Annotated in this window: 21 protein-coding genes and 1 CRISPR repeat array; of the genes, 16 read left to right on the forward strand and 5 right to left on the reverse strand. The window is 35.9% G+C overall.

Annotated features, from left to right (window positions below; all coding sequences use genetic code 11):
- Positions 1-134: 134 nt before the first annotated feature.
- The gene (locus BLR62_RS08770) at positions 135-4,202 is read left to right on the forward strand and encodes an endo-1,4-beta-xylanase (protein ID WP_090795932.1); all 4,068 of its coding nucleotides are present in this window, start codon (positions 135-137) and stop codon (positions 4,200-4,202) included.
- A gap of 56 nt (positions 4,203-4,258) precedes the next feature.
- Here BLR62_RS08770 and BLR62_RS08775 read toward each other — a convergent pair whose 3' ends face one another.
- Positions 4,259-5,008 carry an SDR family NAD(P)-dependent oxidoreductase gene (locus BLR62_RS08775; RefSeq protein WP_090795934.1) on the reverse strand — a complete coding sequence of 250 codons (750 nt, stop codon included), beginning with the start codon at positions 5,006-5,008 and terminating at the stop codon, positions 4,259-4,261.
- Between the two features lie 660 nt (positions 5,009-5,668).
- On the opposite strand from BLR62_RS08775, the gene BLR62_RS08785 reads away from it, so the two are divergent.
- The 7 genes from BLR62_RS08785 to BLR62_RS08815 all read left to right on the forward strand — a co-directional run bounded on the left by BLR62_RS08785 (position 5,669) and on the right by BLR62_RS08815 (position 9,567).
- A complete protein-coding gene (locus tag BLR62_RS08785) occupies positions 5,669-6,157 on the forward strand; it encodes a sigma-70 family RNA polymerase sigma factor (protein ID WP_090795939.1) in 489 nt (162 codons plus the stop codon).
- Between the two features lie 70 nt (positions 6,158-6,227).
- Positions 6,228-6,482 (forward strand): hypothetical protein, encoded by a 255-nt coding sequence (locus BLR62_RS08790; RefSeq protein ID WP_090795941.1) that lies wholly within the window; start codon positions 6,228-6,230, stop codon positions 6,480-6,482.
- Positions 6,479-6,682, forward strand: a complete 204-nt coding sequence (locus tag BLR62_RS08795) for a hypothetical protein (RefSeq protein WP_090795944.1) — start codon at positions 6,479-6,481, stop codon at positions 6,680-6,682. The genes BLR62_RS08790 and BLR62_RS08795 overlap by 4 nt, the downstream gene beginning before the upstream one ends.
- A 35-nt stretch (positions 6,683-6,717) precedes the next feature.
- Positions 6,718-7,902, forward strand: a complete 1,185-nt coding sequence (locus BLR62_RS08800; RefSeq protein ID WP_090795945.1) for a cation:proton antiporter domain-containing protein — start codon at positions 6,718-6,720, stop codon at positions 7,900-7,902.
- 26 nt (positions 7,903-7,928) lie between these two features.
- Positions 7,929-8,489, forward strand: a complete 561-nt coding sequence (locus BLR62_RS08805; RefSeq protein WP_090795948.1) for a GNAT family N-acetyltransferase — start codon at positions 7,929-7,931, stop codon at positions 8,487-8,489.
- Entirely contained in the window at positions 8,473-9,324 is an 852-nt protein-coding gene (locus BLR62_RS08810; RefSeq protein ID WP_090795950.1) for an RluA family pseudouridine synthase, read from the forward strand. Before BLR62_RS08805 ends, BLR62_RS08810 begins: the two co-directional genes overlap by 17 nt.
- Before the next feature lie 12 nt (positions 9,325-9,336).
- Positions 9,337-9,567 (forward strand): hypothetical protein, encoded by a 231-nt coding sequence (locus BLR62_RS08815; RefSeq protein WP_090795952.1) that lies wholly within the window; start codon positions 9,337-9,339, stop codon positions 9,565-9,567.
- Between the two features lie 4 nt (positions 9,568-9,571).
- Here the strand turns inward: BLR62_RS08815 and BLR62_RS08820 are convergent, their stop codons facing one another.
- On the reverse strand, positions 9,572-9,958 hold the full coding sequence (locus tag BLR62_RS08820) for an SLAP domain-containing protein (RefSeq protein ID WP_090795954.1): 387 nt from the start codon (positions 9,956-9,958) through the stop codon (positions 9,572-9,574).
- 188 nt (positions 9,959-10,146) lie between these two features.
- Here BLR62_RS08820 and BLR62_RS08825 point away from each other — a divergent pair, with 188 nt between their 5' ends.
- Positions 10,147-10,728: a hypothetical protein gene (locus tag BLR62_RS08825; RefSeq protein WP_090795957.1), complete on the forward strand. Its 582-nt coding sequence runs from the start codon at positions 10,147-10,149 to the stop codon at positions 10,726-10,728.
- A gap of 54 nt (positions 10,729-10,782) precedes the next feature.
- Complete coding sequence (locus BLR62_RS08830) at positions 10,783-12,096, forward strand: GTPase (RefSeq protein ID WP_090795958.1); 1,314 nt, start codon at positions 10,783-10,785, stop codon at positions 12,094-12,096.
- 183 nt (positions 12,097-12,279) lie between these two features.
- Here BLR62_RS08830 and panF read toward each other — a convergent pair whose 3' ends face one another.
- Complete coding sequence (gene panF / locus BLR62_RS08835; protein ID WP_090795961.1) at positions 12,280-13,713, reverse strand: sodium/pantothenate symporter; 1,434 nt, start codon at positions 13,711-13,713, stop codon at positions 12,280-12,282.
- A complete protein-coding gene (locus tag BLR62_RS08840) occupies positions 13,710-13,982 on the reverse strand; it encodes a YhdT family protein (RefSeq protein WP_090795962.1) in 273 nt (90 codons plus the stop codon). Before BLR62_RS08840 ends, panF begins: the two co-directional genes overlap by 4 nt.
- A gap of 389 nt (positions 13,983-14,371) precedes the next feature.
- On the opposite strand from BLR62_RS08840, the gene cas9 reads away from it, so the two are divergent.
- The 6 genes from cas9 to BLR62_RS08870 all read left to right on the forward strand — a co-directional run bounded on the left by cas9 (position 14,372) and on the right by BLR62_RS08870 (position 24,133).
- A complete protein-coding gene (gene cas9 / locus BLR62_RS08845; protein WP_090795965.1) occupies positions 14,372-17,539 on the forward strand; it encodes a type II CRISPR RNA-guided endonuclease Cas9 in 3,168 nt (1,055 codons plus the stop codon).
- A gap of 14 nt (positions 17,540-17,553) precedes the next feature.
- Complete coding sequence (gene cas1, locus BLR62_RS08850) at positions 17,554-18,459, forward strand: type II CRISPR-associated endonuclease Cas1 (protein ID WP_090795967.1); 906 nt, start codon at positions 17,554-17,556, stop codon at positions 18,457-18,459.
- A gap of 19 nt (positions 18,460-18,478) precedes the next feature.
- Positions 18,479-18,772 (forward strand): CRISPR-associated endonuclease Cas2, encoded by a 294-nt coding sequence (gene cas2, locus BLR62_RS08855; protein ID WP_090795969.1) that lies wholly within the window; start codon positions 18,479-18,481, stop codon positions 18,770-18,772.
- A gap of 22 nt (positions 18,773-18,794) precedes the next feature.
- Complete coding sequence (locus BLR62_RS08860; protein WP_090795972.1) at positions 18,795-19,811, forward strand: hypothetical protein; 1,017 nt, start codon at positions 18,795-18,797, stop codon at positions 19,809-19,811.
- A 16-nt stretch (positions 19,812-19,827) separates the two neighbouring features.
- Positions 19,828-22,241: a CRISPR direct-repeat array (repeat unit 36 nt; unit sequence GTTTTAGTACTCTGTGATTTTAGGTATTAATGAGAC).
- Positions 22,242-22,781: 540 nt separating this feature from the next.
- Positions 22,782-23,375, forward strand: coding sequence for a flavin reductase family protein (locus BLR62_RS08865; protein WP_090796100.1), 594 nt, complete (start codon positions 22,782-22,784; stop codon positions 23,373-23,375).
- Between the two features lie 26 nt (positions 23,376-23,401).
- Positions 23,402-24,133, forward strand: coding sequence for a YkgJ family cysteine cluster protein (locus BLR62_RS08870; protein WP_090795975.1), 732 nt, complete (start codon positions 23,402-23,404; stop codon positions 24,131-24,133).
- A gap of 43 nt (positions 24,134-24,176) precedes the next feature.
- On the opposite strand, the gene BLR62_RS08875 is transcribed toward BLR62_RS08870, so the two are convergent.
- Complete coding sequence (locus tag BLR62_RS08875) at positions 24,177-25,490, reverse strand: TrkH family potassium uptake protein (RefSeq protein ID WP_245719442.1); 1,314 nt, start codon at positions 25,488-25,490, stop codon at positions 24,177-24,179.
- Between the last annotated feature and the right edge of the window lie 6 nt (positions 25,491-25,496).

Below are 25,496 nucleotides of genomic sequence, written 5' to 3' on the forward strand. Positions count from 1 at the left end.
TTTTAAAATATTCAATTAAATCTATTAGGTTAACAATAATGTAAGCGTTTAATAGAATGGGCATCAGTAGTTTTACATACAAGAAAGGGGGCAAGTTAGGCACGATTGTTCGAATACTATGAAGGAGGCATTTCATGTCAAGGAAATCAGTAGAATCTTTTCTAGTTAAGATAATGATCGTACTGCTTGTTTTACCTCAGGGACTGTTAGCTCAACCTGTAGAAGCAAGTTCAGAAGAAGATGAAAGTGAAGAGGTTATTTACCATGAAACATTTGAGGATGGTTATGGTTATGTAGAGGAAAATGGTGACGCATCAATTGAGCATGAAACGGACATTAATGGAGATGAAACAGGAATCTATGTCGATGACCGTGCAAGTGATCATGATGGTGCTGATATTCATTTTGATAATTTAGACTTGAGGGCAAATGAAACGTATACTATTTCAGTTGAAGGTTATGTATCAGGTGATGTAGAAGTTCCCGAAGATGCAGAATCATGGCTACAATTACCAGCTGATGGTTATGAATATATAGCTGGAGCTAAATTTGTAAGTGGTGAAGCATTCGAATATGAAGGTGACTACACGACTAGAGAATTTGATGATTATGATGATGATCAAACAGCATTTCGTATTCAATCAAATGAAGAGGGAGAAGAAACACCGTTCTATATTACAAACGTGTTAATCACAACAGAAACTGAATCTGAGGAATCGGATGAAGAAGATGCTGATGACGAGGATGAAGCGTTAGAAACGATTTATCATGAAACGTTTGAAGATGGTGAAAGTGACCTAAGTGGAGCGGACGCACATTTAGAACATGTCTCGGACAAAGAATTTGACGGAAATGAAAATGGTGAAGCTATTTTTATTGACGATCGCTCAGACGATTGGCATGGTGCTAATCTTGATTTGTCTTATTTAGACATGGAACTAGGTAAAGAATATGTCGTAACTGTTAATGCTTATGTTGATGAAGATACAGAGGTTCCAGAAGGCTCAGAAATGCTCGTACAAGATTATGAAGAATATGAAAGTTTGTATTTAGATGCAGGTATGGAGCCTGGCAATGCTATGTCAGTTTCTGGAACGTATCCATACACTAATGATGAAGATGAAGGCATTCGTATTCAATCAAATGGGGACGGTGCAGAAGTACCGTTTTATGTTGGAGAAATTAAAATTGAATATGTCGTCGGTTCTGATCTGGATTTAGATGATGAGGAAGAAGGTGAAGACGAAGACTATTCAGATGCAGAAGAGTTTGAATTCATTGATTTTGAGGATGAAGAACTAAATGATTTCTATCCTAGAGAAGATGTAGAAGACTTAAGTATTACAAATGAAGTGAATCATACTGAAGATGGTGAGTACGCATTAAAAGTGGAAGGACGAGAAGAGCCGCATGAAGGGCCGGCCATAAATGTTGCAGATTATATTGATCCTGGAACTGAATATGAAGTTACGTTATGGGCGAAGCTAAATGAACCATCAAGCGCTGAGTTAACATTATCCACTCAAATTGGTGATTCAAGCCCAAGCTATCAAAACATTAGTTCAGCTGAAGTAACTGATGAAGAGTGGGTTGAGTTATCAGGTACTTATCGCTATTCATCTCGTGCTGATGGTTACGTCTCACTTTATGTTGAGAGTGACAATGAAGATGCTTCATTTTATATTGATGATGTTATGTTTGAGGCACTAGATACTGAAGATGTTTCGGTTGATACGAGTTTAACACCTATAAAAGATGTTTATGCCGATGACTTTTACATTGGTAATGCGGTATCAATGAATGAAATGTCAGGTGATCGTTTAGAATTACTGACACATCATCACAATATGGTAACAGCAGAAAATGCGATGAAACCCGAATACAATTATGATAATCCAGAAGAAGAGTTAGATCCATCACATACGTATGATTTAGTTGAAAGAATAAGAGAAGAAAACTTGCTATTACATGGTCATGTATTAGTTTGGCATGAACAATCTCATGATTTATTGTATGAAGATGAAGGTGGTAATCCCTTATCTCGTGATGAGGCTATTGATAATATGGATGAGCACATCCGTACTGTCATGGCGCATTATGGCGATGATGTGCACAGCTGGGATGTTGTCAATGAAGCAATTGTTGTTGATAACTCAGAACCACTGGAAAATTGGGAAGCACATTTAAGAAATACGGGTTGGTATGAGGCAATTGGTGAAGATTATATTCAAATTGCATTTGAAATCGCGCGTGATGCGATGGAAGAAAACGATTTAGATATGACATTGTTCTACAATGATTATAACGACCATATCCAAACGAAAGCACAAGTCATTTACTACATGGTAAAAGATATCAATGAGCAGCATGCAGCTGAAAATGATGGTGAATTACTTATTGATGGAGTTGGTATGCAAGGTCATTATAGTCTTGGACTAAACCCAGAAAACGTAAGAACGTCAATGGAGCGCTTTATTGATTTAGGTGTTGAAATTGGTGTGACGGAATTAGACGTTACAGCGGGTAGTGATGGTGTATTAACTGAAGAGGAAGAAATGCAACAAGCATACATTTATGCTCGATTATTTGAAATTTATAAAGAACACGCAGATGATATTTCTCGTGTCACAATTTGGGGATTAAATGACGCGTCTAGCTGGCGATCAGATCAACCTCCATTATTATTTGATGACGATTTACAAGCTAAAGAAGCTTATCATGCTGTAATCGATCCTGAAGGGTTCTTAGATAGTTATGAGCCGCCTGAAGATATAGTACGAGAAGCAGAATCGGTTTATACGGATGAAGCACCTTCTATTGATGGAGAAATGGATGATGTTTGGAATGAAGCATCAACATTGTCAGTTGATCGCATGCATCAAGCGTGGCAAACTGGTACTGGTATTGCGCGTACACTTTGGGATGAAGAGTACTTATATGTTTTCATGGAAGTGAGTAACTCAGAATTAGATATATCAGCAGAAGAAGCACACGAACAAGATTCTGTTGAGATTTTCCTAGATCAAGAGAACACTAAAGCATCAAGTTATGAGGATGGTGTTGGACAATACCGTGTAAACTATGAAAATGTTCCATCTTTCAATCCTCCAGAAATAAGTGAGGGATTCGAGTCAGCAACAAGTCTATCTGGCACAAATTATACAGTTGAAGCTAAAATTCCTTGGACTGAAATATCACCAGAAACTGGACAAACTGTCGGCTTTGATGCGCAAGTTAATGATGCTGAAGATGGAGAACGTCGAGGCGCCGCGTTATGGAATGATGAAACTGGACAGGGATGGCAAGACCCTTCAGTCTTTGGTAATTTACATTTAGTTGATGAACTTGAACAAGAAATTGAAGAAGTTGAAGTTGAAGAGGGTGTTTTATCACCTGTTTTCCCTAACCAACGTGTTCGTTTAGGTGAATCAAGTTCATCGGTCACGACACCGAGTGATTTACCAGCTGATACAGAAATAGAGGTTAATACTGTAGAAGAAGTACAAGAGTCTACATCAGATTCTGGTGTTGAGTTGACTCAAGCTGGTGATGTAATTGACGTATCGATCGACTATTCAGAGGAACAAGAAGCTTATGAAGGCGAGTTTATTCTTGAACTTGAGTATGATGAAAGCTACGACGATGTAGCCATTTATTACGCAAGTGATGAAGAAAGCGAATGGGAACGTCGAGGCGGCGAAGCTGAGAATGGTGTGATTCGTTTGGCTGTTTCAGGATTCTCTCGTTACGGTGTATTTGAGGATGAAGAAGATGTCGAAATTGATGACCTCTTAGATGTTATTGAAGATCTAGATGATCGCATAACTGAACTTGAAGAAAGCAGTGTGGATACATCTGAGCTGGAGGATACTGTTGAGCAACTCTATGAAGAAATTGAGACATTAGAAGCAGATAATGATGAGCAACAAGCGATGATTGATGATTTAGCGGATCGGGTTCAAACACTTGATGAATCTGTTTCCGAACAAGAAGAGGAAGTAGAAGAAGAATCTGAAGAAACAGATGAAGAAACTGAAACGTCAGAGGATGAAGATGATAAGGTTACAATGACTGATGAAGGTGAAACCTTACCTGATACAGCAACTTCAACATTTAATGGGTTGTTGATTGGTCTACTATTCATTCTAGCAGGTGGCGCAACATTATTTATTCTTCACCGCCGTCAAACGGCTAAACAATAAGCATTTTAAAAACCAGATCTCTCATTTCAGAGATCTGGTTTTTCTATATCTATAATTTATACAGCTGTGTAACCACCATCAACGAGAAGACTTGCGCCTGTAATAAAGGAAGCATCGTCACTCGCTAAGAAGGCAACGGCTTTTGCGACTTCTTCAGGTCTACCTAACCGTCCAATCGGGTGTAGACCGATGAGTTCATCTTTTATTTCTTTTGGTACGTTTTCTAAAAGTGGCGTTTCAATGTAACCAGGGTTTACGTTATTGATGCGGATGCCTTTGTGTGAGTACTCTGCACTTTCTGTTTGGGTGAGTAGCTTTACGCCCCCTTTAGAAGCAGCATAGGCACCAACACCAGCTTTTCCGACGACACCATGGATCGAATCATTATTCACAATTGCACCACCAGATTCTTGTGTGAGCATTTGTTCAATCGCATATTTGTTACACAAGAAAACCCCATTTAAGTTAACATCGATCGTTTTCTTCCAGTCTTCGTAACTTGTTTCATGTGTTGCCCCCATCGCCCCGATACCGGCATTAGCGAACATCACATCGAGCTTACCGTACTTTTCAACTGTTTGTGCAACTAGTAGTTTAACTTCTTCTTCGTCGGTGACATTTGCTTTAATAAACGTTGTGCTGTGGCCTTTTTGGTTTAAATCATCACTAAGCGTTTTCCCTTCGTCTGACAGGTCAGAAATGACAACATTCGCTCCGCGGTTTGCAAATTCAATCGTACTCGCTTCCCCAATTCCACTTGCCCCTCCGGTAACAATAACGGTTTTGTTAGCAAATTGTTTCGTCATGTTTAGTTCTCCCTTCTTGATGATCATAACGCTTACAATTGTCTATACCCGGTGGCGTGTTATCTAATCAACAAAAAGGGAATTGTCAGAGAATCGTCACATTTTAGCGGAAGGTGCCTAAAAACTTTTTGTTTAAGACGAGAATTTGTCCAAGCAACACAGAAGCTAGTATTACGTATAGGGTTATGAATAGAGGCGTGGATATGTTTAGATGAGCCTCAACCTGTCCCATAATCGCAAATAACAAACCTAAAAGAATCTCATTTAGTCCCATTTTTTTAATATATCGTTCTTGTTGATCTTTAGGTACTTTTAATAGGGTGGATGAAGTTAGATATGTAGATGGTTTTTTCGTGATCATTTTACGTACGCCACGAAAAATAAAAATAATGCCGATTATAAGTTGTGCAAAGATAGTGAACGCTCCTTTTAAAAATTAAGATTGTTTAAATTATAACATATTAGTTAAAAGGCCGTTTTTGAAAAATATTGATGTATTAGACACCGTTATTAATGTTTCGCTAAGTGTTTTTCAAATATGTTGTCGAAGAAGGCATGTATATTTCAAAAACGGCATATGACAAAACCATCGCCCTAACTTAAGCTTGTCTTACCGCGGAAAAACAAGAGTTTGGTACCGACTCAGCAGGAGTTTAATAGATGGAAGTCTCCTTTACACAATTATTAGAAGATTTTAAACCGATGATTTATCACTTATTAAATAAGTATCATATTCGTGATTCAGATGGCGATTATTTTCAAGAGCTTTCGATTACATTATGGAAAGCAAGTACATCCTATGATCAAGCGCGCATGAAATTCTCCACTTATGCTTATCAAACAATGCAATTTCGCTTAATAGACTTAATACGTAAAAATAGTAAAATGAAAGAAAGTGAAGAACGGTTCAAAAAATGTCTGAGAGCAGAAGATATGAGTTTTGTATGCGTCGATCATAATTTAACGGAATGGATATTAGACATCCGAAATTGTTTAACAAAAAATGAATGGTTTTGGTTTGTTGGTGAAATCGTTGAGGGTAAGCGCTTAGTTGATATCGCACTTGAACAAGGTGTGAGTGCAAACGCCGTACGGCACTGGAAACGAAAAGCGATTATAAAAATACGAAATATTTATCGAAATAAATGATTTTTTCGTTTAAGGTGCTCATGATCATTCTGTGTTAAAATAATGAAAGCAAAGATAAAAGGATGATTTTATGACACGTTTTAGAACGGTTTGGAAGTGGCTTAAAGAAAGATCGTATTTTATTTACTTACTCGTCGCTTCCTTGTTGTTTTCTGTCAATATTTATATGTTGTTCGAGCCTGACCTACCACTTCACGACCCCGTTCGGACAGAACTGACGCAACTGTTCTACTTTCAGTTAGTCGTCGGATTGGTGAATTTAGGTTATTTCTTTTACTATCATCGAAAAAAGCGATTTAAAGATTCTTCAGGTGATGACCGATGAAATGGACTCAATTTGACTGGAAACTTGTGCACGGACTTATGATTACATTCTATGTGCTCGGTTTAGTCACTTACCTCATCATGGGTGATTTAAGTGAGCTCATTCATCAGTTAATAGTTAGTGTATTTACCTTAATTGTTGTAAAAGAAGTAATCCGATATGTTAGGCGACTCAAAAGAGAAAAAAATGAAAAACAATAACAGTTTTGTTTGATATCGAGTTTGGAGGAAAGGGCATGTTAGAAAGTATTGCTTTATTATTATTGTTAGGATTTATCATGGCAAAAGTTGTATCTGCTTTTAAGTTACCAGGACTTTTAGGTATGTTAGTTATTGGAGTCATTGTCGGTCCTTATGCCATGGATGTTTTAGATGATGGCTTATTACTCGTGTCACAGGATTTGCGTAGTTTTGCGCTGATTGTAATTTTAATACGAGCAGGTCTTGGGATTAAACGTCAACAACTAAAGAAAGTCGGCGTGTTGGTTGCTAAAATTAGTAGTATCCCTTGTTTATTAGAAGGCTTTACCGTACTTGCTATTGCTTATTACTGGCTCGGTTTTTCATTTGCAGAAGCGGGTATGCTTGGCTTTGTTTTAGCGGCTGTTTCGCCAGCTGTTGTTGTCCCAAGTGTGCTCGAACTTAAAGAAGCGAGGCTCGGGGAAAACAAACAAGTACCAACCTTACTCTTAACAGGAACATCTATTGATGATGTATTTGCGATTACATTATTTACATTCTTTTTAGGGTTAGGCACAACAACAGGAAATACGAATGTTTTCTTAGAAATTGTTAATATCCCGTTTAGCATTATTTTTGGTGTTTTAGGTGGGGCTATTATCGCCTTTTTATTAATTTATGTTTTTAAATGGAAAGCACTATTTGATCATCAAACGGAAAAAATGGTGTTAATCTTAAGTTTAGCGATTTTGTATTATGAATTTGGGGAATGGATTGGCATCGCGAGTCTGTTAGGTGTGATGACGCTTGGTTTTGTCCTACTTGAGAAAATCCCTAAAGAATCTGCATTTTTCTCTGGACAACTCGCGAGCACATGGATCTTCGCTCAAATTATTTTATTTACATTAGTCGGGGCTGAAGTGAATCTTGAAGTTGCATTTGAAGCGGGGTTAGTCGGCTTAGTTGTCATTTTAATCGGCTTAGTAGGCCGTGGTGTTGGAACGATGGTCGCAACAATGGGAAGCAATCTATCGTATAAAGAACGCCTCTTTTGTGTCATTGCCTATATGCCAAAGGCAACGGTTCAAGCTGCCATTGGTTCAATCCCTTTAGCAAGTGGCGTTGATGCAGGTGGAACGATTTTAGCTTTCGCTGTTTTATCAATTGTCGTGACAGCCCCTATTGGTGCGCTCTTAATTAAATTCACCGCCCCAAGACTGTTAGAACAAGCAACAAACTAGAAAATCAAATAAAGGTGGGGAAAGATATGTTTCGTTACAACGTGACAGACTCAATTGCTTTAAAACTATTAGAAAAAAGAGATGCTGATAAACTTTTTGATTTAATTTCACAATCACGTCAACATTTGCGTGAATTTTTAGGGTTTGTCGATTACACGTATAAAGTAGATGACACAAGGAAATTTGTCAATGAAACAGTCATCGAGAACGCAGAAGAAAAATCGTTTGTCGTGGTATTGTTATATGATGAAGCTGTATGTGGGTTAGTTGGATTTAATAGTTTAGATCATACAAATAAAACGGGCGAAATTGGTTATTGGATCGCTGAACCTTATTTGAACCAAGGGATTACAACAAAAGCGACACAAGCGATCATTGATTACGGTTTTCATCATTTTAATTTAAATCGAATTCAGTTAAAGGCTGCTTTTTATAATAAACCGAGTCGACGTGTTGCTGAAAAACTTCAGTTCAAAGAAGAAGGGGTTTTAAGAGAAGCAGAAATGATTCAAGGTCAGTACGTTGACCATTGTGTCTATAGTTTGTTAAGACGAGAGTGGGAAAGTCAAAATGAAGTGGATCGTTGAAGAAGAAGCAGAGTTATTAGAATTTCTACTTGATAAAAGTCCGAAGGGGCGCAATGCAACGAAAGCTTTTTTAAAACGAAAACAAGTGTATGTTGATCAGGACTGCATCACAAAACATAATTATCCATTAAAAAAGGGACAAGTCATTGAAATTAAAACCGAGAGCGGTAAACCGAGTCCCTTACAAGGGCTTGAAGTGATCCATGAAGATGATCATATTTTAGTCGTCAATAAAGAAGCGGGACTTTTAACGATGAGCACGAACAAGATGGCAGATGAAAAAACGGCTTATCGTATGTTAAACGCGTATGTTAAAGCGAAACACCCCAAAAATCGTATTTACATCGTCCATCGATTAGATCGAGATACATCTGGATTGTTAGTATTTGCCAAATCTGCCAAGGCGAAAAACATTCTTCAGTCTGAGTGGAAAGAGCGTGTCAAAAAACGTGTCTATTTAGCGAGAGTGGAAGGTCATGTGGAAAAAGATGAAGGAACGATTCGTTCGTGGTTAAAAGAATCGAAGACCCACCAAGTGTATGTATCCCATTCACCTAAAGGTGCTAAAGAAGCGATCTTACATTTTAAGGTGTTAGAGCGTGCCCACAAGCAATCCTTGCTCGAAGTGCAGTTAGAAACAGGTCGAAAAAATCAAATTCGTGTCCAATTAGCTTCAATAGGGCATCCGATTGTTGGGGATAAAAAATACGGCGCTAAAACAAATCCCATTAAACGACTGGGCCTTCATGCATATAGTTTAGCCTTTGACCATCCGATTACAAATGAATATGTATCTTATACGTCAGATGAACCGTCGTCATTCAAACTGAGTTAGGAGAGATGTATAATGTACGTGACGATTGAAGAAGCGGCCAGTTATTTGGAAATTGATGAAACAAAACTGCGTCAATTGATTTTACAAAATAAAATTCGAGTTGTGTACTACAACCAAGTACCACTCATCAACACCCAACAATTCGATACCCATTTAAAAGAAATGGAGCGCATTCGACGTGAGATACAGGCTTATTTAAATGAGCCAATTCCAGAAAGCTTAGATGTGAAAGATGAAGATTAAGCCATCATTCAAACAAGAATGATGGCTGTTTTTTGATTTCATAAGGATGGTTTTCAAAAATAAGCGTCCAGAGCGTTGTATTTCCAGCATCTAAGTTAAGTTGGTCAATCGTTACGTCTGTTTGCAATGAGTGTTCTTCAGCATAAAAAGTAATCGGCACATCAATTAGATCGAGTGGTTCATCACTCATATTAGTCACAAAACAAATAATGAGGAGTTTTTCTTCATGATTAAAGGCTTTTACTAATGGTGTGAACGAGAATGAACGTGGTGATGAGATAGAAGCTTTGGATTTAAGTGTTTGGTCTTGTAATCTCTCATATAAGTTTTCATAAAAAGTTAAATCATTAGAATCAATGGTTTTGGCCCATTTTGGCTGTAGTTGTAACAATTTTATCACTCCTCTTCTTCTAAAAATTATATCATTTACACAAAAATAGATCGTTTTATTGAGAAAAGACTTTTCAACATGTCCTAAAAAGGTTATATATAACTATGATATATGTAATGGTTCTTAAGTTATAAATATATGACTCGTGATCATTAAATACTAGACAAACAAGAATAGGACGTGTTGTGATGAAAAAAGAATGGTATGACTACATAAAAAATGTTGAATTTGGAGCGAAAGATCAATTAAACAGCGATTTTGAGGTGTTGTCATTTTTAGCGATGACACCAGATGAAATAAAAGGATCAATCGATCATTATTTAAATATTGATACCTATACGATCAGTCGATTTCGTTCTCAAATGGATACATTTGCTTACATCATGAATCAAATGTCAAAAGACAGCTCAATTTACGTGGTTCCGACACCGATCCAAGAGAAAGGAAAACCTGTGATTTTCTATCAATTAGATGTTCCATTATCCATTAAAGATGCGATTGGGTTGGGTTTGGGTGTCATTCGCTACCTAAGTGGTGATCAAAAGGGCGAGATTTATTACTATTCATTTGTAAAAGACGAAGATGATCAGCGTGAATTAATGGAAGAAGCAAAAGCTATTGAACGGATAAAATCTTATACCTTACTACAATTATCACATGAAAAACGAAAGAAAGGAAATGATCGGATTATTCAATCATCAAAAGAATCACTTATCTTCACAGATGAATCAAGAATGCTTCACCAATTAGCAAAGCTCGATTTTTATTGACAGATTAATTCAGTAAAATGTGATATGATCAATTTAATAAAGGGTGGTGCGAATATGGAAAAAAGAGTACTTGATAAACGCCTTGAGCGTTTAATTGATCTATATGAGAATGTTGATGGTTTAATTGAACATCTACCTGTCAAAATGCCACAGGCAGCTAAAAAGCAACTAGAAAAAATAATTTTTCATAATCAAGAGCTGGAGTCATTAATGGAATCAATACGTTCGAGACGTCCACCTCGTTTAATTTTAGTAGGAAGAACAGGCGTTGGAAAATCCAGTTTAATCAATGCAATCTTTGGTCAATACTTGGCAGAAACATCACCGGTTGAAATAGGGACGAAGGATGTACAGTCATACACGTATGAATCTGATGGTGAGACATTGTTTGAGGTCATGGACACAAGAGGGATCGCTGAGTCGGTTTCAACAAGCCAAACTTCAGCTGAAAAAGATCTCGTTAAAGCGATTGAAACATTTCAGCCAGATGCGATGCTTTTTGTCATGAATGCTACTGAGCGTGCGCATATGGATAATGATTTTAAGGCTGTTCAGTATCTTCAAAAGCAAGCGAACGCGCCAATCCCACTTGTGACTGTCTTAACGCATGTCGATCATTTGGAGCCGGCAAGAATTAAAAATCCTAGTGAGTACCCGGCTATTAAACATCAACATATAAATGATAAAGTCGAAAAAGTCGAGCAACTGATTGATCAATTTGATGTAGATAGTAAAGCGATTATACCTGTATCAGCCTATATTGAATGGGATTCATTTGAACCACACACACTAACAGAAACTGAACAACGGGAACTATCGATTACTTTTGATGGCCGATACAACATGGATGCGTTGATTGATTTTTTCGAACAAAACTTACAACCTGAAGCGTCGATCCATCTTTTAATGTCGGCACGGATCGAACGTGCTATTCAAAAAATGACAAAGCAACTTATTCAAGCCTTTTCTGTTGCAGCATCCACGGTGGCCTTGACTCCTATTCCGGTCAGTGATATGTCGGTTCTAATTCCATTACAAATTGTCCTTGTGACGTTTATTGCTTATTTAAGCGGCGCTGAAGTATCGAAATCAACAGCAAAAGATTTTGTTTTAAGTTTAGGTGGTGTCGGTGCAATGGGGTATAGTTTTCGTATGATCGCCCAACAAGGCAGTAAATTTTTAAACCTGATCTTACCTGGTTCAGGTAGTGTCATTTCAAGCACGATTGCCTACTCTGGCACGTATGCAATGGGAAAAGCAGCTGAAGCGTATTATATTGAAAAAGTGAATGAAGATGAACTAAAGACAATTGTTAAAGAAGCGTCAGAAAAAGCAAAACAATCTTATCAACAGGACCAAGAAACTTAAAAAAAGATTGTTATTTGTCTTTGTACATGCTATAGTATGAGAGCGATGAGCTGTTTGCATAAGTCGCGCACATCCAAACGTTGTATGTGGCAACGGTGCTGCGCCGCAAAAGATTGTATTCAACCAGGATTGAATACATTAAAAAAACCGACCTTTCTTATGAGAGGTCGGCTTTTTTGTAGGTTATGCAGAACGAATGCGCTTTTGAAAGAACAAACTAAAGGTGACATAAAAAATAAACGCAATCACAATCGATGTCACAACATGATGCATACCTAATGGCTCAAACCCTGCTGTATCGAGGATCATGTAAGAAATAATACCAGCGATCATCGATGCTAAAGCACCGTATTTATTCCCTTTATTCCAGTAGAGCCCCATGATAATTGGCCACATGAATGCTGATTCCATACCACCAATCGCAAATAAATTTAACCAAATAATGAGTTCTGGTGGTTGAACGGCCATTGAGAATACAACAATCCCTAGTAAAGCGGTAATGGTCATACTCATTTTTTTCAAAAATTGTCGAGAAGCGTCAGGATTAATATAGTTAATATAGACATCCTTCACAATCGTCGAGCTAACAAGTAAAAGTAATGAGTCAACTGTCGACATAATCGCAGCGAGTGGTGCGGCGAGAATTAAGCCTGCTAACCAAGGTGGTAACACATGGGCGGCAATTTCAGGCATGACTGTATCACCAACTTCAATTCCTGGTAGGATTGGACGGGCAAAAACACCGATTAAATGCATATTTAACATAATAAAACCAACTACAATCGTTCCAATAATCAGTGCACGATGGAATGATTTTGTGCTTTTATAACTCATGGCCCGAACAGCAATTTGAGGGAGCGCCACAACCCCAACTCCAACTAAGATCCAATATGACGACACATAGCTTGCAGTTAGCTGCCCTTCAGACCCATAAGGTGTAATTAAGTTTGGGTTAATCTCTCTTAAATCATTCATGATTGACGTGACCCCGCCACCAGAAATGACAACAGCAATAAGGAGCACTAATGTTCCAATAAACATGATGCTTCCTTGGATCGAATCCGTTAAGGTCACGGCACGAAATCCTCCGAAGGTCACGTATAATAAGACTGTTACAACAAAAATAAATAGCGCACCGTGATATGAAAGTCCCGTTAACGACTCAATCAATCTTGCACCACCTATCCATTGGGCAGCCATTGCTGAGAAAAGAAAGATAACAATACTAAACGCAGCAAGTAAGACGACGGCTTTCGATTGATAACGTTCTTTAAGAAAATCGACCATCGTGACCGCCTTATAACGCTTTGTAACAATCGCGAACTTTTTTCCTAAGATCATTAAAGTGAAATACCCTGTTGCGACTTGTGTAACAGCTAGTAATACCCAGCCTAAACCTTCGTTGTAGGCAACACCAGGCCCACCTATAAAACTACTAGCGCTACCATAAGTGGCAGTCATCGTCATCGCTAAAACGAAGCCACCAAGACTTCTTCCACCTAAATAATAATCATGGATAAAACTAGCATCATTCGTTTTTTTACGACTAAAGATAAATCCAATAAAAAAAATAGCAATTACAGAACTAAATAACGTAATCGTTGCTTGTATGTTCATGACGCATCCTCCACCTCTTCATCAAATGGAACATCCACAAAAAAGAATTTGACGACAATAAAGACAAGAACCGCCATGATGACGACACCGACGATGGCACTATAAAAAAACCATGCAGGAAAACCAAACACATATTGATAATCGCTCACATCTTGACTGCCCAAACCATAAGCAAAGCCGAACCACCAAACAAAATTAAATAAGGCAAGTCCAACGCCAATCAAGGCTTCACGATGTGCGATCTTAAATCGGTAATCTTGTTGTTCCATGTTTAAACCTCCATTCTGATGATTGATAACTGTTAGCATTATACACTATTTTTATAAATCAGAAAAAGCAAATAATAGGATAGACTAATATTATGGTAAATAAATAGTTAAAAAGGTTGACTCATATTATGTAAGCGTGATATTATTAATTTGTCTCAAATATAGCCGACGGGCTGTATTAATACCTAAGAGCATGGAACCTACTAAAATAAGGCTACATGCCGGAATTGATCCTTTTTAGGATCTAAAATCCCCTTTCAATTGAAAGGGGATTTTTCTATGTCAAGTGATAAAAACAACAAGAAAATTTATTGTTTTTTTGTAAAATGATAGAAAACACTAAAGGTAAATAGTATAATATAAGGAGAAATGTAGAGGAGGAATGAACTATGTCAAATAAAAACGATTTTTTCATTTTAGGATTAGATATAGGAATTGGTTCGGTTGGATGGGGATTGATTGATAAAGATCGAAATGTAATTGATGCTGGCGTGCGTCTATTTCCAGAAGCAGATCCATCAAACAATGAGGGAAGAAGATCATTCCGTTCGACTCGCCGTTTGTTACGCCGTAGACAACACCGCTTAGACCGCCTCAAAGAATTACTCCAACAAAGTAACATTATTCAGTCAAGAGAAATACCAACATCAACAAAGCCCTATACGATAAGATCTAAGGGACTCTATCACCCTCTAACAAAAGATGAGATCGCCATTGCTCTTATTCACTTAGCCAAGCGCCGAGGTATTCACAACATCGAAGTAGAAGAAGACGATAGTTCAGGTAATGAATTATCCACAAAAGATCAAATTTTAAAAAATGAGAAATTATTAAAAGATCGATATGTATGCGAACTCCAACTCGATCGATTTAAAGAAAAAGGGGAGATAAGAGGTCACTCCAATCGTTTTAAAACGGAGGACTATGTAAAAGAAGCGAAGAAATTGTTAGATACACAGCAAAAACACCACAATGAGATTACGACAGACTTTATCGATAAGTACATAGAATTGTTAAAAACAAGAAGAGAGTATTATGAGGGGCCAGGAAAAGGGAGTCCTTTTGGTTGGGATGAAGATATCGAAAAATGGTATCAACAAATGATGGGGCGATGTAGCTATTTCCCTGAGGAGTTAAGAGCCGTTAAAGAATCTTACTCCGCACAGTTGTTTAACTTATTGAATGATTTAAATAATTTGTCACTGAATCGTGAAGAAAATACCAAACTCACATATGATGAAAAAATTCATTTAATTGATCAAGTTTTCAAAAAATACAAAAACCCGACCTTGAAACGTGTCGCTAAGTCGTTGGATATTGAGGAACACGATATAAAAGGGTATCGAATCACTAAAAATGGTAAACCAACCTTTACAACACTGAAGGTCTATCATGATATAAAGTCTATTAATGATAGTAGTCAGCTATTAGAAAATGTTGATCAGCTTGACGAAATCGCTGAAATTGTAACAATGTATCAATCGCCATCTGATAAATTTGATAGTTTAGAGAAACTTGAATTAAAGATACCAAAATCAGATTTGTTGCAGATAGCTCAACTTAATTATACCCAAACGCACAGTTTGAGCTTAAAAATGATTCATTTATTATTACCTGAATTATTAGAAACCTCAAAAAATCAAATGGAAATAATAACTGAGCAAGGTTTGAAACCTAAAAAAGTTAATTTTGAGGGACGTACTTACATTCCCACTAAGCAAATCGATGATTTTATATTATCCCCAGTCGTTAAACGTGCATTTACACAAACAATCCGCGTTATAAATGCCATTATCAAAAAATATGGTTATCCATCTGAGATTGTAATTGAATTAGCGAGAGAAAAAAATAGTGATGATAGAAAGAAATTTTTAAATGATCTACAAAACAAAAATGAAAAAATGAATAAAGAGATAAGAGAAAAACTAGAAGCGCTTGATGTTGATGCTTCAAAGGGTTTGTTTAATATGTTGAAACTATGGCATTTACAGGACGGCTTATGTATGTATTCAAATAATTCAATTAAAATAAATACTTTAGTTAATAAACCTTATCTATTTGAAATCGATCATATTATCCCTCGATCTGTCTCATTCGATGATTCAATGAATAATAAAGTACTTGTTTATAAAGATGAAAATCAGAAGAAATCTAATCAAACACCATTTCAATATCTATCCAGTGGAAGAGGTGTGATTTCATATGATCATTATAAGAGTTCAGTGCTTCAATTAGCTAAGTCACCAAACAAAATGTCAAAGAAGAAAAAAGAGTATTTACTAGAAGAGCGAGATATCAATAAATATGACGTTCAGCAAGAGTTTATTAACCGTAATTTAGTAGACACTCGTTATGCTACTCGTGAAATTATGACAACTTTAAAAACGTTCTTTACTGCAAATGAAAAGTCTGTAAAAGTTAAATCAATTAACGGCTCATTCACAAACTACCTTAGAAAACTATGGGATTTAAATAAAGATCGTGGAGCCGATTTCAAACACCATGCTGAAGACGCTCTAATTTGTGCGATGGCTAATCATATTTTTGAAACTAAAGAAGTATTTAAGTCTCAAAACTTAATATTTAATCAGGGGCACATGGTAGATGTCGAAACAGGGGAAATCTTACAAGAGGGAGAGTTCAATGCTTTCTTTACTGAGAAAATCAATAAAGTAAAACAAATTAAAAATTATTCGGATTACAAATACTCGCACAGAGTTGATATGAAGCCAAATCGTCAGTTAATGGACGATACATTATACTCAACTCGTAAGCGTAATGACGAAGAGTATGTAATTAACAAATTAAAAAATATCTATGATAAAAATTCAAAAGATGCAGAAAATTTAGTGAAAAAATACAAAAAAGATCCGTCACAATTTTTAATGTATCATCATGATCCCCAAACATTTAAGAAACTTGAATCAATTATTGAAAAATATTCAGAAGCAAAAAATCCACTTCATCAGTACTGGCAAGAAGAGGGGGGCTATTTAAAAAAGTATAGTAAAAAAGGGAATGGCCCCATCGTCAAAAGTTTGAAATATTACGAATCTAAATTAAAAGAACATAGAGATCAATCTTATAAATACCCTGTTTATGATAAGAAAGTTGTTAAGAAATCATTAAAACCATACCGGATGGATGTTTATAGTAATGGAAGTCAATATAAATTTGTTACTGTTAGATATAACGATCTGAAGGAGCAAGGTAATGAGTATGTCATTAATATTGAAGATTATCAAAATAAGTTGAAATCAAAAAAGATTGATGAAAGTTTCAAATTTTTATTTAGCTTATACAAAAATGATGTTTTACGTTTAGAAGGAGAATATTATCGATTGATTGGGGTGAACAATGATTCAACAAATAGGGTTGAATTAAATACAATCAAGTATAATTATAAAGATTATTGTAAAAAAGAAAAAATTAAAAATGATCGAATAGCCCCAACTATAAAAAAAAGTGTTACTGATTTTCAAAAGTTCAATGTGGATGTCCTTGGACAATATTTTATAAATGAAAATGAAAAACTAAAAATGAAATACTCAAAATAATTAGGAGGCTAATAATGGGGTGGCGTATTATTCACGTAAATCAAGTCGATCAACTTTCTCTGCAGTTGGATAATTTACGTGTCAGACGGTCTGATGATGATGTTCGAGTTCCTTTAAAAGATATATTTGCGATTGTTATAGAAGACTTAACATGTAAGTTGACAAGCCGATTAATGATTGAAATGTCTAAGCATAATATTTTAGTAGTATTATGTAATCAGAAATATCTCCCGGAATGTGTCGTTCAACCAGTATCAGGTCATGCAACGCATCATCAGCAGATGATGCGCCAGCTGGCTTGGCAAGAAGAAACTAAAGATAAATTGTGGCAACAAATTATACACAGGAAATTAATAAATCAATCTATAGTTATGCAAAGAGTTAGTGTTGATTTTGATCGAATCAAAAAAGTAAGAGACTTAGCGGATGTAATAACCCCAGGAGATAAAGAAAATATGGAAGGTCAGGCTGCAAGAGTTTACTTTAATAGCTTTTTTGAAAGCGATTACTCTAGAAGTGATGATACATTTATTGAAAATGCTGCACTAAACTATGGGTATTCCATTCTTCATTCAGCAATTGCTCGTACAGTCGTTGCTAAAGGACTGATTTCAGGATTGGGTATTCATCATAAAGGAGCTAGAAATCCGCACAACTTAGCCTCCGATATTATTGAACCATTTCGTCAAATAGTAGACTACTATGTTTTGCGATTCCCTCCTGAAGAGTATTTAACAAAACAGTATCGTTTAAATCTGATTAATTTGTTACATGCAAAAGTAGAGATAAATCAAAAAATACAAACAGTAATTCGTGCGATTGAATTGACTATTGACTCAATTTTGGAATTTTTTGAAACAGGTGATTCAAACAAATTAAAACTACCATCTATAAATAATTTAAGAATATATGAGTCTTAGGTTCGTGAGAGTCATGATCATGTTTGATTTACCTGTTGAAACGAAAAAGCAAAGAAGAACGTACTCAAAATTCCGTAAAGAGCTCATAAGTCAAGGGTTTCTCATGCTCCAATATTCAATCTATATTAAATCTTGTATTAATAAAGAAGCTGCACAAGGATCAATCAATTTAGTGAAACGTTATTTACCAAAAGAGGGACACGTAAGAGCAATTATTATTACAGAAAAGCAGTTTGAAAAAATGAAGATTTTAGTAGGAAATGAAGATAAAAACATTGCGCTTTTAGGAGAAAATCGAACCATTGAGTTTTAAATCATATACGTGGAGGATTAAAATGGAATTCCAATGGCACATAAGAGAAGAACAACTGCAGTATGATTTAAATATAAATGGATACTCATCAATTTATACTAACAGCACAACAGATGAATATTCTTTATTGGATAATTTACTGCAATATTTTCAACCTCGATCGAAATTAAAGGACAATCTAAAGGTTTATGATATTGATGAAGAGTATGAAGAATTATCTACTAAACATTATCAAATAATTCATTTATCAAATGAACAGGTTATTGAAGAATTGAAGTTAGGATCAAAGGCATTATTAAAATCAAAGATAAAAAACGAGTTAAAACAAGATGTTGAAGCCGAGGGTTATTTAAATACAATAAACTCATTATTAGATGACTTGGTTGAACGAGTACCATTAGATCTTCCTTTACGTACTAACCCATTTAACTTTGATAGCTTGATGAAATTGATTTCGATAAATATGGAAGATGAAACAGATGAAACGAGTTGCAATATAGTATTAAGACAAAATAATAAAATATTGCCAATTTTAACAGATCATATTAAAGAAACAGTTAGCACACCAACAATCATTTATTTTACTTATCCTGAAAATTATTTAAGTCCTGGTGAACAAAAAGAAATGCGTGAATTGTTAAATCACTTATCAGCTGATGTTCCAATTATTGTGCTTACCAAATCAAAGCTTTTTTTATCTAGTCAATATAGAGGACTAAATTATTTTTCGCGCAATCAACAACTGTTTAATCAACAATTAATAAATGATATGGAATGGGAAGCTCCTACTATTTATGAACAAGATGAATTAATAGAAAGTTTAGTGAAGATTGTACACAAGTATATTGATTTAATCGAAATATATCCACTTGTGTCAAATTATCAAGACGCAGATATCCATTTGTTTAAATCAATTGATCTGTATGTATTCTCGTTCATAATGTACAAACTAAAATTAAGATTCACTTTTGAATTACAGGAGCAGGAGATTGAAGCTCCGGTATATAAGTACATCATGTTCATTTATGAAAATTTATGATATATTTTCATTAGAGGTTTTAGTACTCTGTGATTTTAGGTATTAATGAGACAGAACGATTAGAAGATATTAAACTGGATTTGTTTTAGTACTCTGTGATTTTAGGTATTAATGAGACAAGATATAGGTTTTAATTATCATAATATGCGTTTTAGTACTCTGTGATTTTAGGTATTAATGAGACCTTATTTTATCTTGAATCTCTTCGCTATTGAGTTTTAGTACTCTGTGATTTTAGGTATTAATGAGACTCATCTAGGACGGATAATGAAAGAAACTTGGTTTTAGTACTCTGTGATTTTAGGTATTAATGAGACGTACTTATTATCAAGCTCGTTCATATTTGGGTTTTAGTACTCTGTGATTTTAGGTATTAATGAGACATTCAGCTTGTTTTAAACTCTCTTGCGGATGTTTTAGTACTCTGTGATTTTAGGTATTAATGAGACTGGGACGCACCTTTTCTTAGTTGAAAACAGTTTTAGTACTCTGTGATTTTAGGTATTAATGAGACGTTTTGCTTCTTTAAAAGCAGTTAGAAAAGGTTTTAGTACTCTGTGATTTTAGGTATTAATGAGACATCCACCGCTTTATTTAGAAGCTAGAATTTGTTTTAGTACTCTGTGATTTTAGGTATTAATGAGACTGGAGCTTTAGGCATGAGTGGTCCAGTCGGTGTTTTAGTACTCTGTGATTTTAGGTATTAATGAGACCGTCCAACCCTCTTTTGAGTCGCCGACATGGTTTTAGTACTCTGTGATTTTAGGTATTAATGAGACTAGTATAGGGGGTTCTACATAATTCAATTTGTTTTAGTACTCTGTGATTTTAGGTATTAATGAGACTGCAATGACATGATCACCCATTCCTTGTAAGTTTTAGTACTCTGTGATTTTAGGTATTAATGAGACGCGTAACTATTTACATCAAACGCATGATGAGTTTTAGTACTCTGTGATTTTAGGTATTAATGAGACGTTGGAGCTGGGTGGAAGTGAGCGATGTCAGTTTTAGTACTCTGTGATTTTAGGTATTAATGAGACGAGAACAGTCGGTTGTTATTGAGGAAATGCGTTTTAGTACTCTGTGATTTTAGGTATTAATGAGACCTTTCATAAGATATTGGTAGATTCGGGTCAGTTTTAGTACTCTGTGATTTTAGGTATTAATGAGACACTATAATGAGCATATCGTTCACCGAGTGTGTTTTAGTACTCTGTGATTTTAGGTATTAATGAGACTAAAAGACCAAATCACGTATACAGACATGGGTTTTAGTACTCTGTGATTTTAGGTATTAATGAGACGTTAAGATCAGAGATTCAGCTACGAAAAGAGTTTTAGTACTCTGTGATTTTAGGTATTAATGAGACGCCTTCGCTACGGGCTTCCGCCCGAAATCAGTTTTAGTACTCTGTGATTTTAGGTATTAATGAGACGCACCTGACCAGTCGCCAGTTATCATCTGCGTTTTAGTACTCTGTGATTTTAGGTATTAATGAGACTCTGGCCTATGGATAATCGGAACTAACAAGTTTTAGTACTCTGTGATTTTAGGTATTAATGAGACCGCATGGCGCATTTCTTGCAGATAATCAGAGTTTTAGTACTCTGTGATTTTAGGTATTAATGAGACCACCGCCGAAGAAGTCTCTGAAATAAGCCTGTTTTAGTACTCTGTGATTTTAGGTATTAATGAGACGAAATTTCCCCGGAAGAAAGCAATTGTAACGTTTTAGTACTCTGTGATTTTAGGTATTAATGAGACCGTGAAAATGGCTACTTAATCGCTAAAGGGCGTTTTAGTACTCTGTGATTTTAGGTATTAATGAGACTAAGTAAGAAAGATAACGATAAGGCTTACGGTTTTAGTACTCTGTGATTTTAGGTATTAATGAGACATGACAAAATGGGTAGAAAAAGTGTACGTGGTTTTAGTACTCTGTGATTTTAGGTATTAATGAGACCAACAACAATCAGCGAATCAGATATCACAGGTTTTAGTACTCTGTGATTTTAGGTATTAATGAGACTAGTCGAAACAATTAAATACTTACATAATAGTTTTAGTACTCTGTGATTTTAGGTATTAATGAGACCCATGGCATTACTCGGTTGACGATAAAGAAGGTTTTAGTACTCTGTGATTTTAGGTATTAATGAGACTGGAGACGAAGGGATTCTATTACAAACCAAGTTTTAGTACTCTGTGATTTTAGGTATTAATGAGACGTGAACGTAATCAACCTAAACAGAAATACAGTTTTAGTACTCTGTGATTTTAGGTATTAATGAGACATTGTGACAGAGTCTTTTGCTTATATTCGTGTTTTAGTACTCTGTGATTTTAGGTATTAATGAGACTTGCGCTCTACATAAGCGCTAACGTACCGTGTTTTAGTACTCTGTGATTTTAGGTATTAATGAGACATGATTGATTATTAGTTACCAAGCTCAACAGGTTTTATTACTATACACGTGTAGGCATTTTTCAAGTAGTGTAGATTTTTCAGAGTATGAGAGGGTGTGATGAATTGCCTTATTTTATATTTGGACTGTTTGGTTTAATTTTTTTATCTTGGGCTATCTGATTCAAAGATATCAAATGGCGGATTTAGTCATTGGTTTTAAGAAAGAAAAGCATGATAGAGAGGAGTTCACTCGTTTATTTGGGCATATTTTCATTTTTTTAGGTGTTTTAGTCATGATTATTTCGCTTATATTTTTCTTGCTTGATTCGATTATGCAACCATTGGATATGGACTTGTTCTTAATATATATCATTTTTTTCTTCTCCTCTCATCTACTCGCATCCGCAAAATTTTATATCAAACTTTGATAATATCCTCTTTGAAAGCTGGATGAATCGATCAACCTTTGTCAATGATCAAATAGATTGTTGGTATTTGGTTGTTTTTTAGATTACACTATATGAATGGAGTTACATTTATGAAGGGGTGGGTGTACATGATGCAAGCTATTAATCCAAGTCATTTATCAGGAAAAGAGAATTATAAGTTTCTAATCGGAAGTGTTATACCAAGACCGATTGCATTTGTAACATCCCTAAGTGAAGATGGGGTTTTAAACGGCGCGCCGTATAGTTTTTTTAATGTTGTATCTAGCGAGCCGCCGATGATTTCAATTGCGGTTCAACGAAAAGATCAAGTGATCAAGCATACAGCTCAAAATAGCATTTTACAAAAAGAATTTGTTGTACATATTGTGGATGAAACGTGGGTTGAGAAAATGAACCATACATCTGCAACATTGCCCTATACAGAGAGTGAAGTGAAAAAGGCAGCTCTGACAGAAATACCGAGTGATTTAATTAACACACCAGGTGTAAAAGAAGCGAAGATCCGTATGGAATGTAAGTTGTATGATCATATCGAATTGCCAACGACCGATTTGTTGTTAGGTGAGGTCGTACGTTATCATATAAATTCAGAATTATACGAAAGTGGTCGAATTGATAGGGATCAACTCGATCCCATTAGCCGATTAGCAGGGAATGACTATGCTAAGATCGGAGAGGCGTTTGAAATTAAACGGCCTTTATAAGATAAATAGATAGGAGTATTATATAAATGGCTTTTCCAACTTTAAATGAAGTAGAAGAAAAATGTCACCAATTATCACAACACTATGAGATAGACGATGAACGTTTTTTCTCCATTATCGAACATTGGGACGAGAGTGATGGATCAGCTGATGAGAAGTTGATGAAATCATTTCAAGCCTTATTAAATCAAGTCAGTGTTGAAATGGATAAGATGGATCAATTTATGAATATGACGCCAACCTGTCAAATGGGGTGTGCCTTTTGTTGTTACTTTCCTATTATCGTAACTGAATTGGAAGCGAAGTTAATTATACAAGCGATTCACGATATGCCACCAGCACGAAAAAATAAAATCATCAACAATTTAAAACAATATGAGCATGATCAAAAAGAAAAGTTGATGGTTGCACGCTCTATTGATTTTAAGGAACACGATGCCTTTAAAGCAAAGTATCGTCAACTCGATTTGCCTTGTCCGTTACTTGACCTGGAAACCAATGCGTGTCTCGCTTATGAAGTGCGTCCGATTCCGTGTCGAACATATGTGAATTACTTAGATCCGAAAATTTGTGAGAATGAACGGATGCCGAATGAAACAGTTAGTTTTGACTTTTTATATCACCCATACTTTGAAGCGTTTAATACATTTCTTCAGTGGTTATATGAAGATGGGGAAGAGACAACAGTCGATTATCCAACTGATTTATTTAAAGAAGATTACTTAATCAACTGGATAAGCGCAGATATTTTTAGTTAAATAAAGCATGGCTTCATAATAGAATATGAAGCCATGCTTTTTATCATCCAGTGAAGATACGTCCTTTAGGATACGATATTTTTGGTGCAGATGTTTTGGCGAGTGCAAAGGCAATTGTTAATGGCCCAACACGTCCGATAAACATTAAGACCATAATAACCAGTTTTCCAATCGTGGACAGTTGATCTGTGATGCCGACAGACAATCCGACCGTTCCAAATGCAGAGAAAGATTCAAAAATTAAAGCGATAATCGGTAGGTTTTCTGTTAGCGATAAGATAAATATTGAGAAAAAGACAAAAAACAAGCTCATAATGATAATTGATAATGAGCGGTGAACGATTTCTAAGGGCACACGTCTTTTAAACATACGCACTTCATTACGTCCTCGTAAGTAAGCATAAACGGCTGCCAAAATGATGACGAATGTTGTGACCTTAATACCGCTTCCTGTCGAAGCACTACCGGCTCCAATAAACATGAGAAAAACCGTAAATAATAACGTCGATTCATTCATAGTACTATAATCCAATGTATTAAAACCAGCAGTTCGTGGTGTGATAGCTTGAAAATAACTTGTCCAAAATTGATCACCTGAAGATAAAGCACCCAGTGTTTCTGGGTTTTGAAATTCAAGTAAGAAAAAACTAAAGATGGCGATCACATTAATGAAGAATGTCCCAACAAGCATAACTTTAGTATGCAGTGCATAATGCCGAAATGATTTTCGTTCAAATAATTCATACAAAACGGTAAAGCCAATCCCGCCTGTGATAAATAAGAACGTGATGGTTAAGTTAACAACAGGACTTGTTGCATAACCCGATAAACTGTCTGACCAGAGACTAAATCCAGCGTTATTAAAGGCTGAAATAGCGTGAAATAAACTGTTGAATACACCTTGAGCGAATCCGTATTCAGGTACCCACTTAAACGATAGAATAACCGTTGCAATCAACTCAGTTCCCACAGCAAAGAAAAATAAAGCTTTGATTAAGCGAACAACGCCCCCCATCGAGTTTTGGTTCAGTGACTCTTGGATGAGAAGACGCTCCTTTAATCCTATTCGTTTTCCGAGTAACAAAATGCTCATGACAGCGAATGTCATCAACCCTAGTCCACCGATTTGTATCAAAACCATTAAAATGATTTGACCAAAATGAGTGAAGGCACCACCTGTATCAACAACGACTAATCCAGTAACGGTGACGGCTGATGTAGCTGTAAATAAAGCATCTAACCATGAAAGGTACTCGGTTGTGGAAATGGGCAGTTTTAATAATAATGTGCCAATAAGAATGATAACAAAGAACCCAGCAGCCAAGACTTGCGGGGGTGAAAGCTCGTGTTTTTTCATTGTATA

The organism is Pelagirhabdus alkalitolerans (assembly GCF_900096905.1).
Taxonomy (GTDB): domain Bacteria; phylum Bacillota; class Bacilli; order Bacillales; family Amphibacillaceae; genus Pelagirhabdus; species Pelagirhabdus alkalitolerans.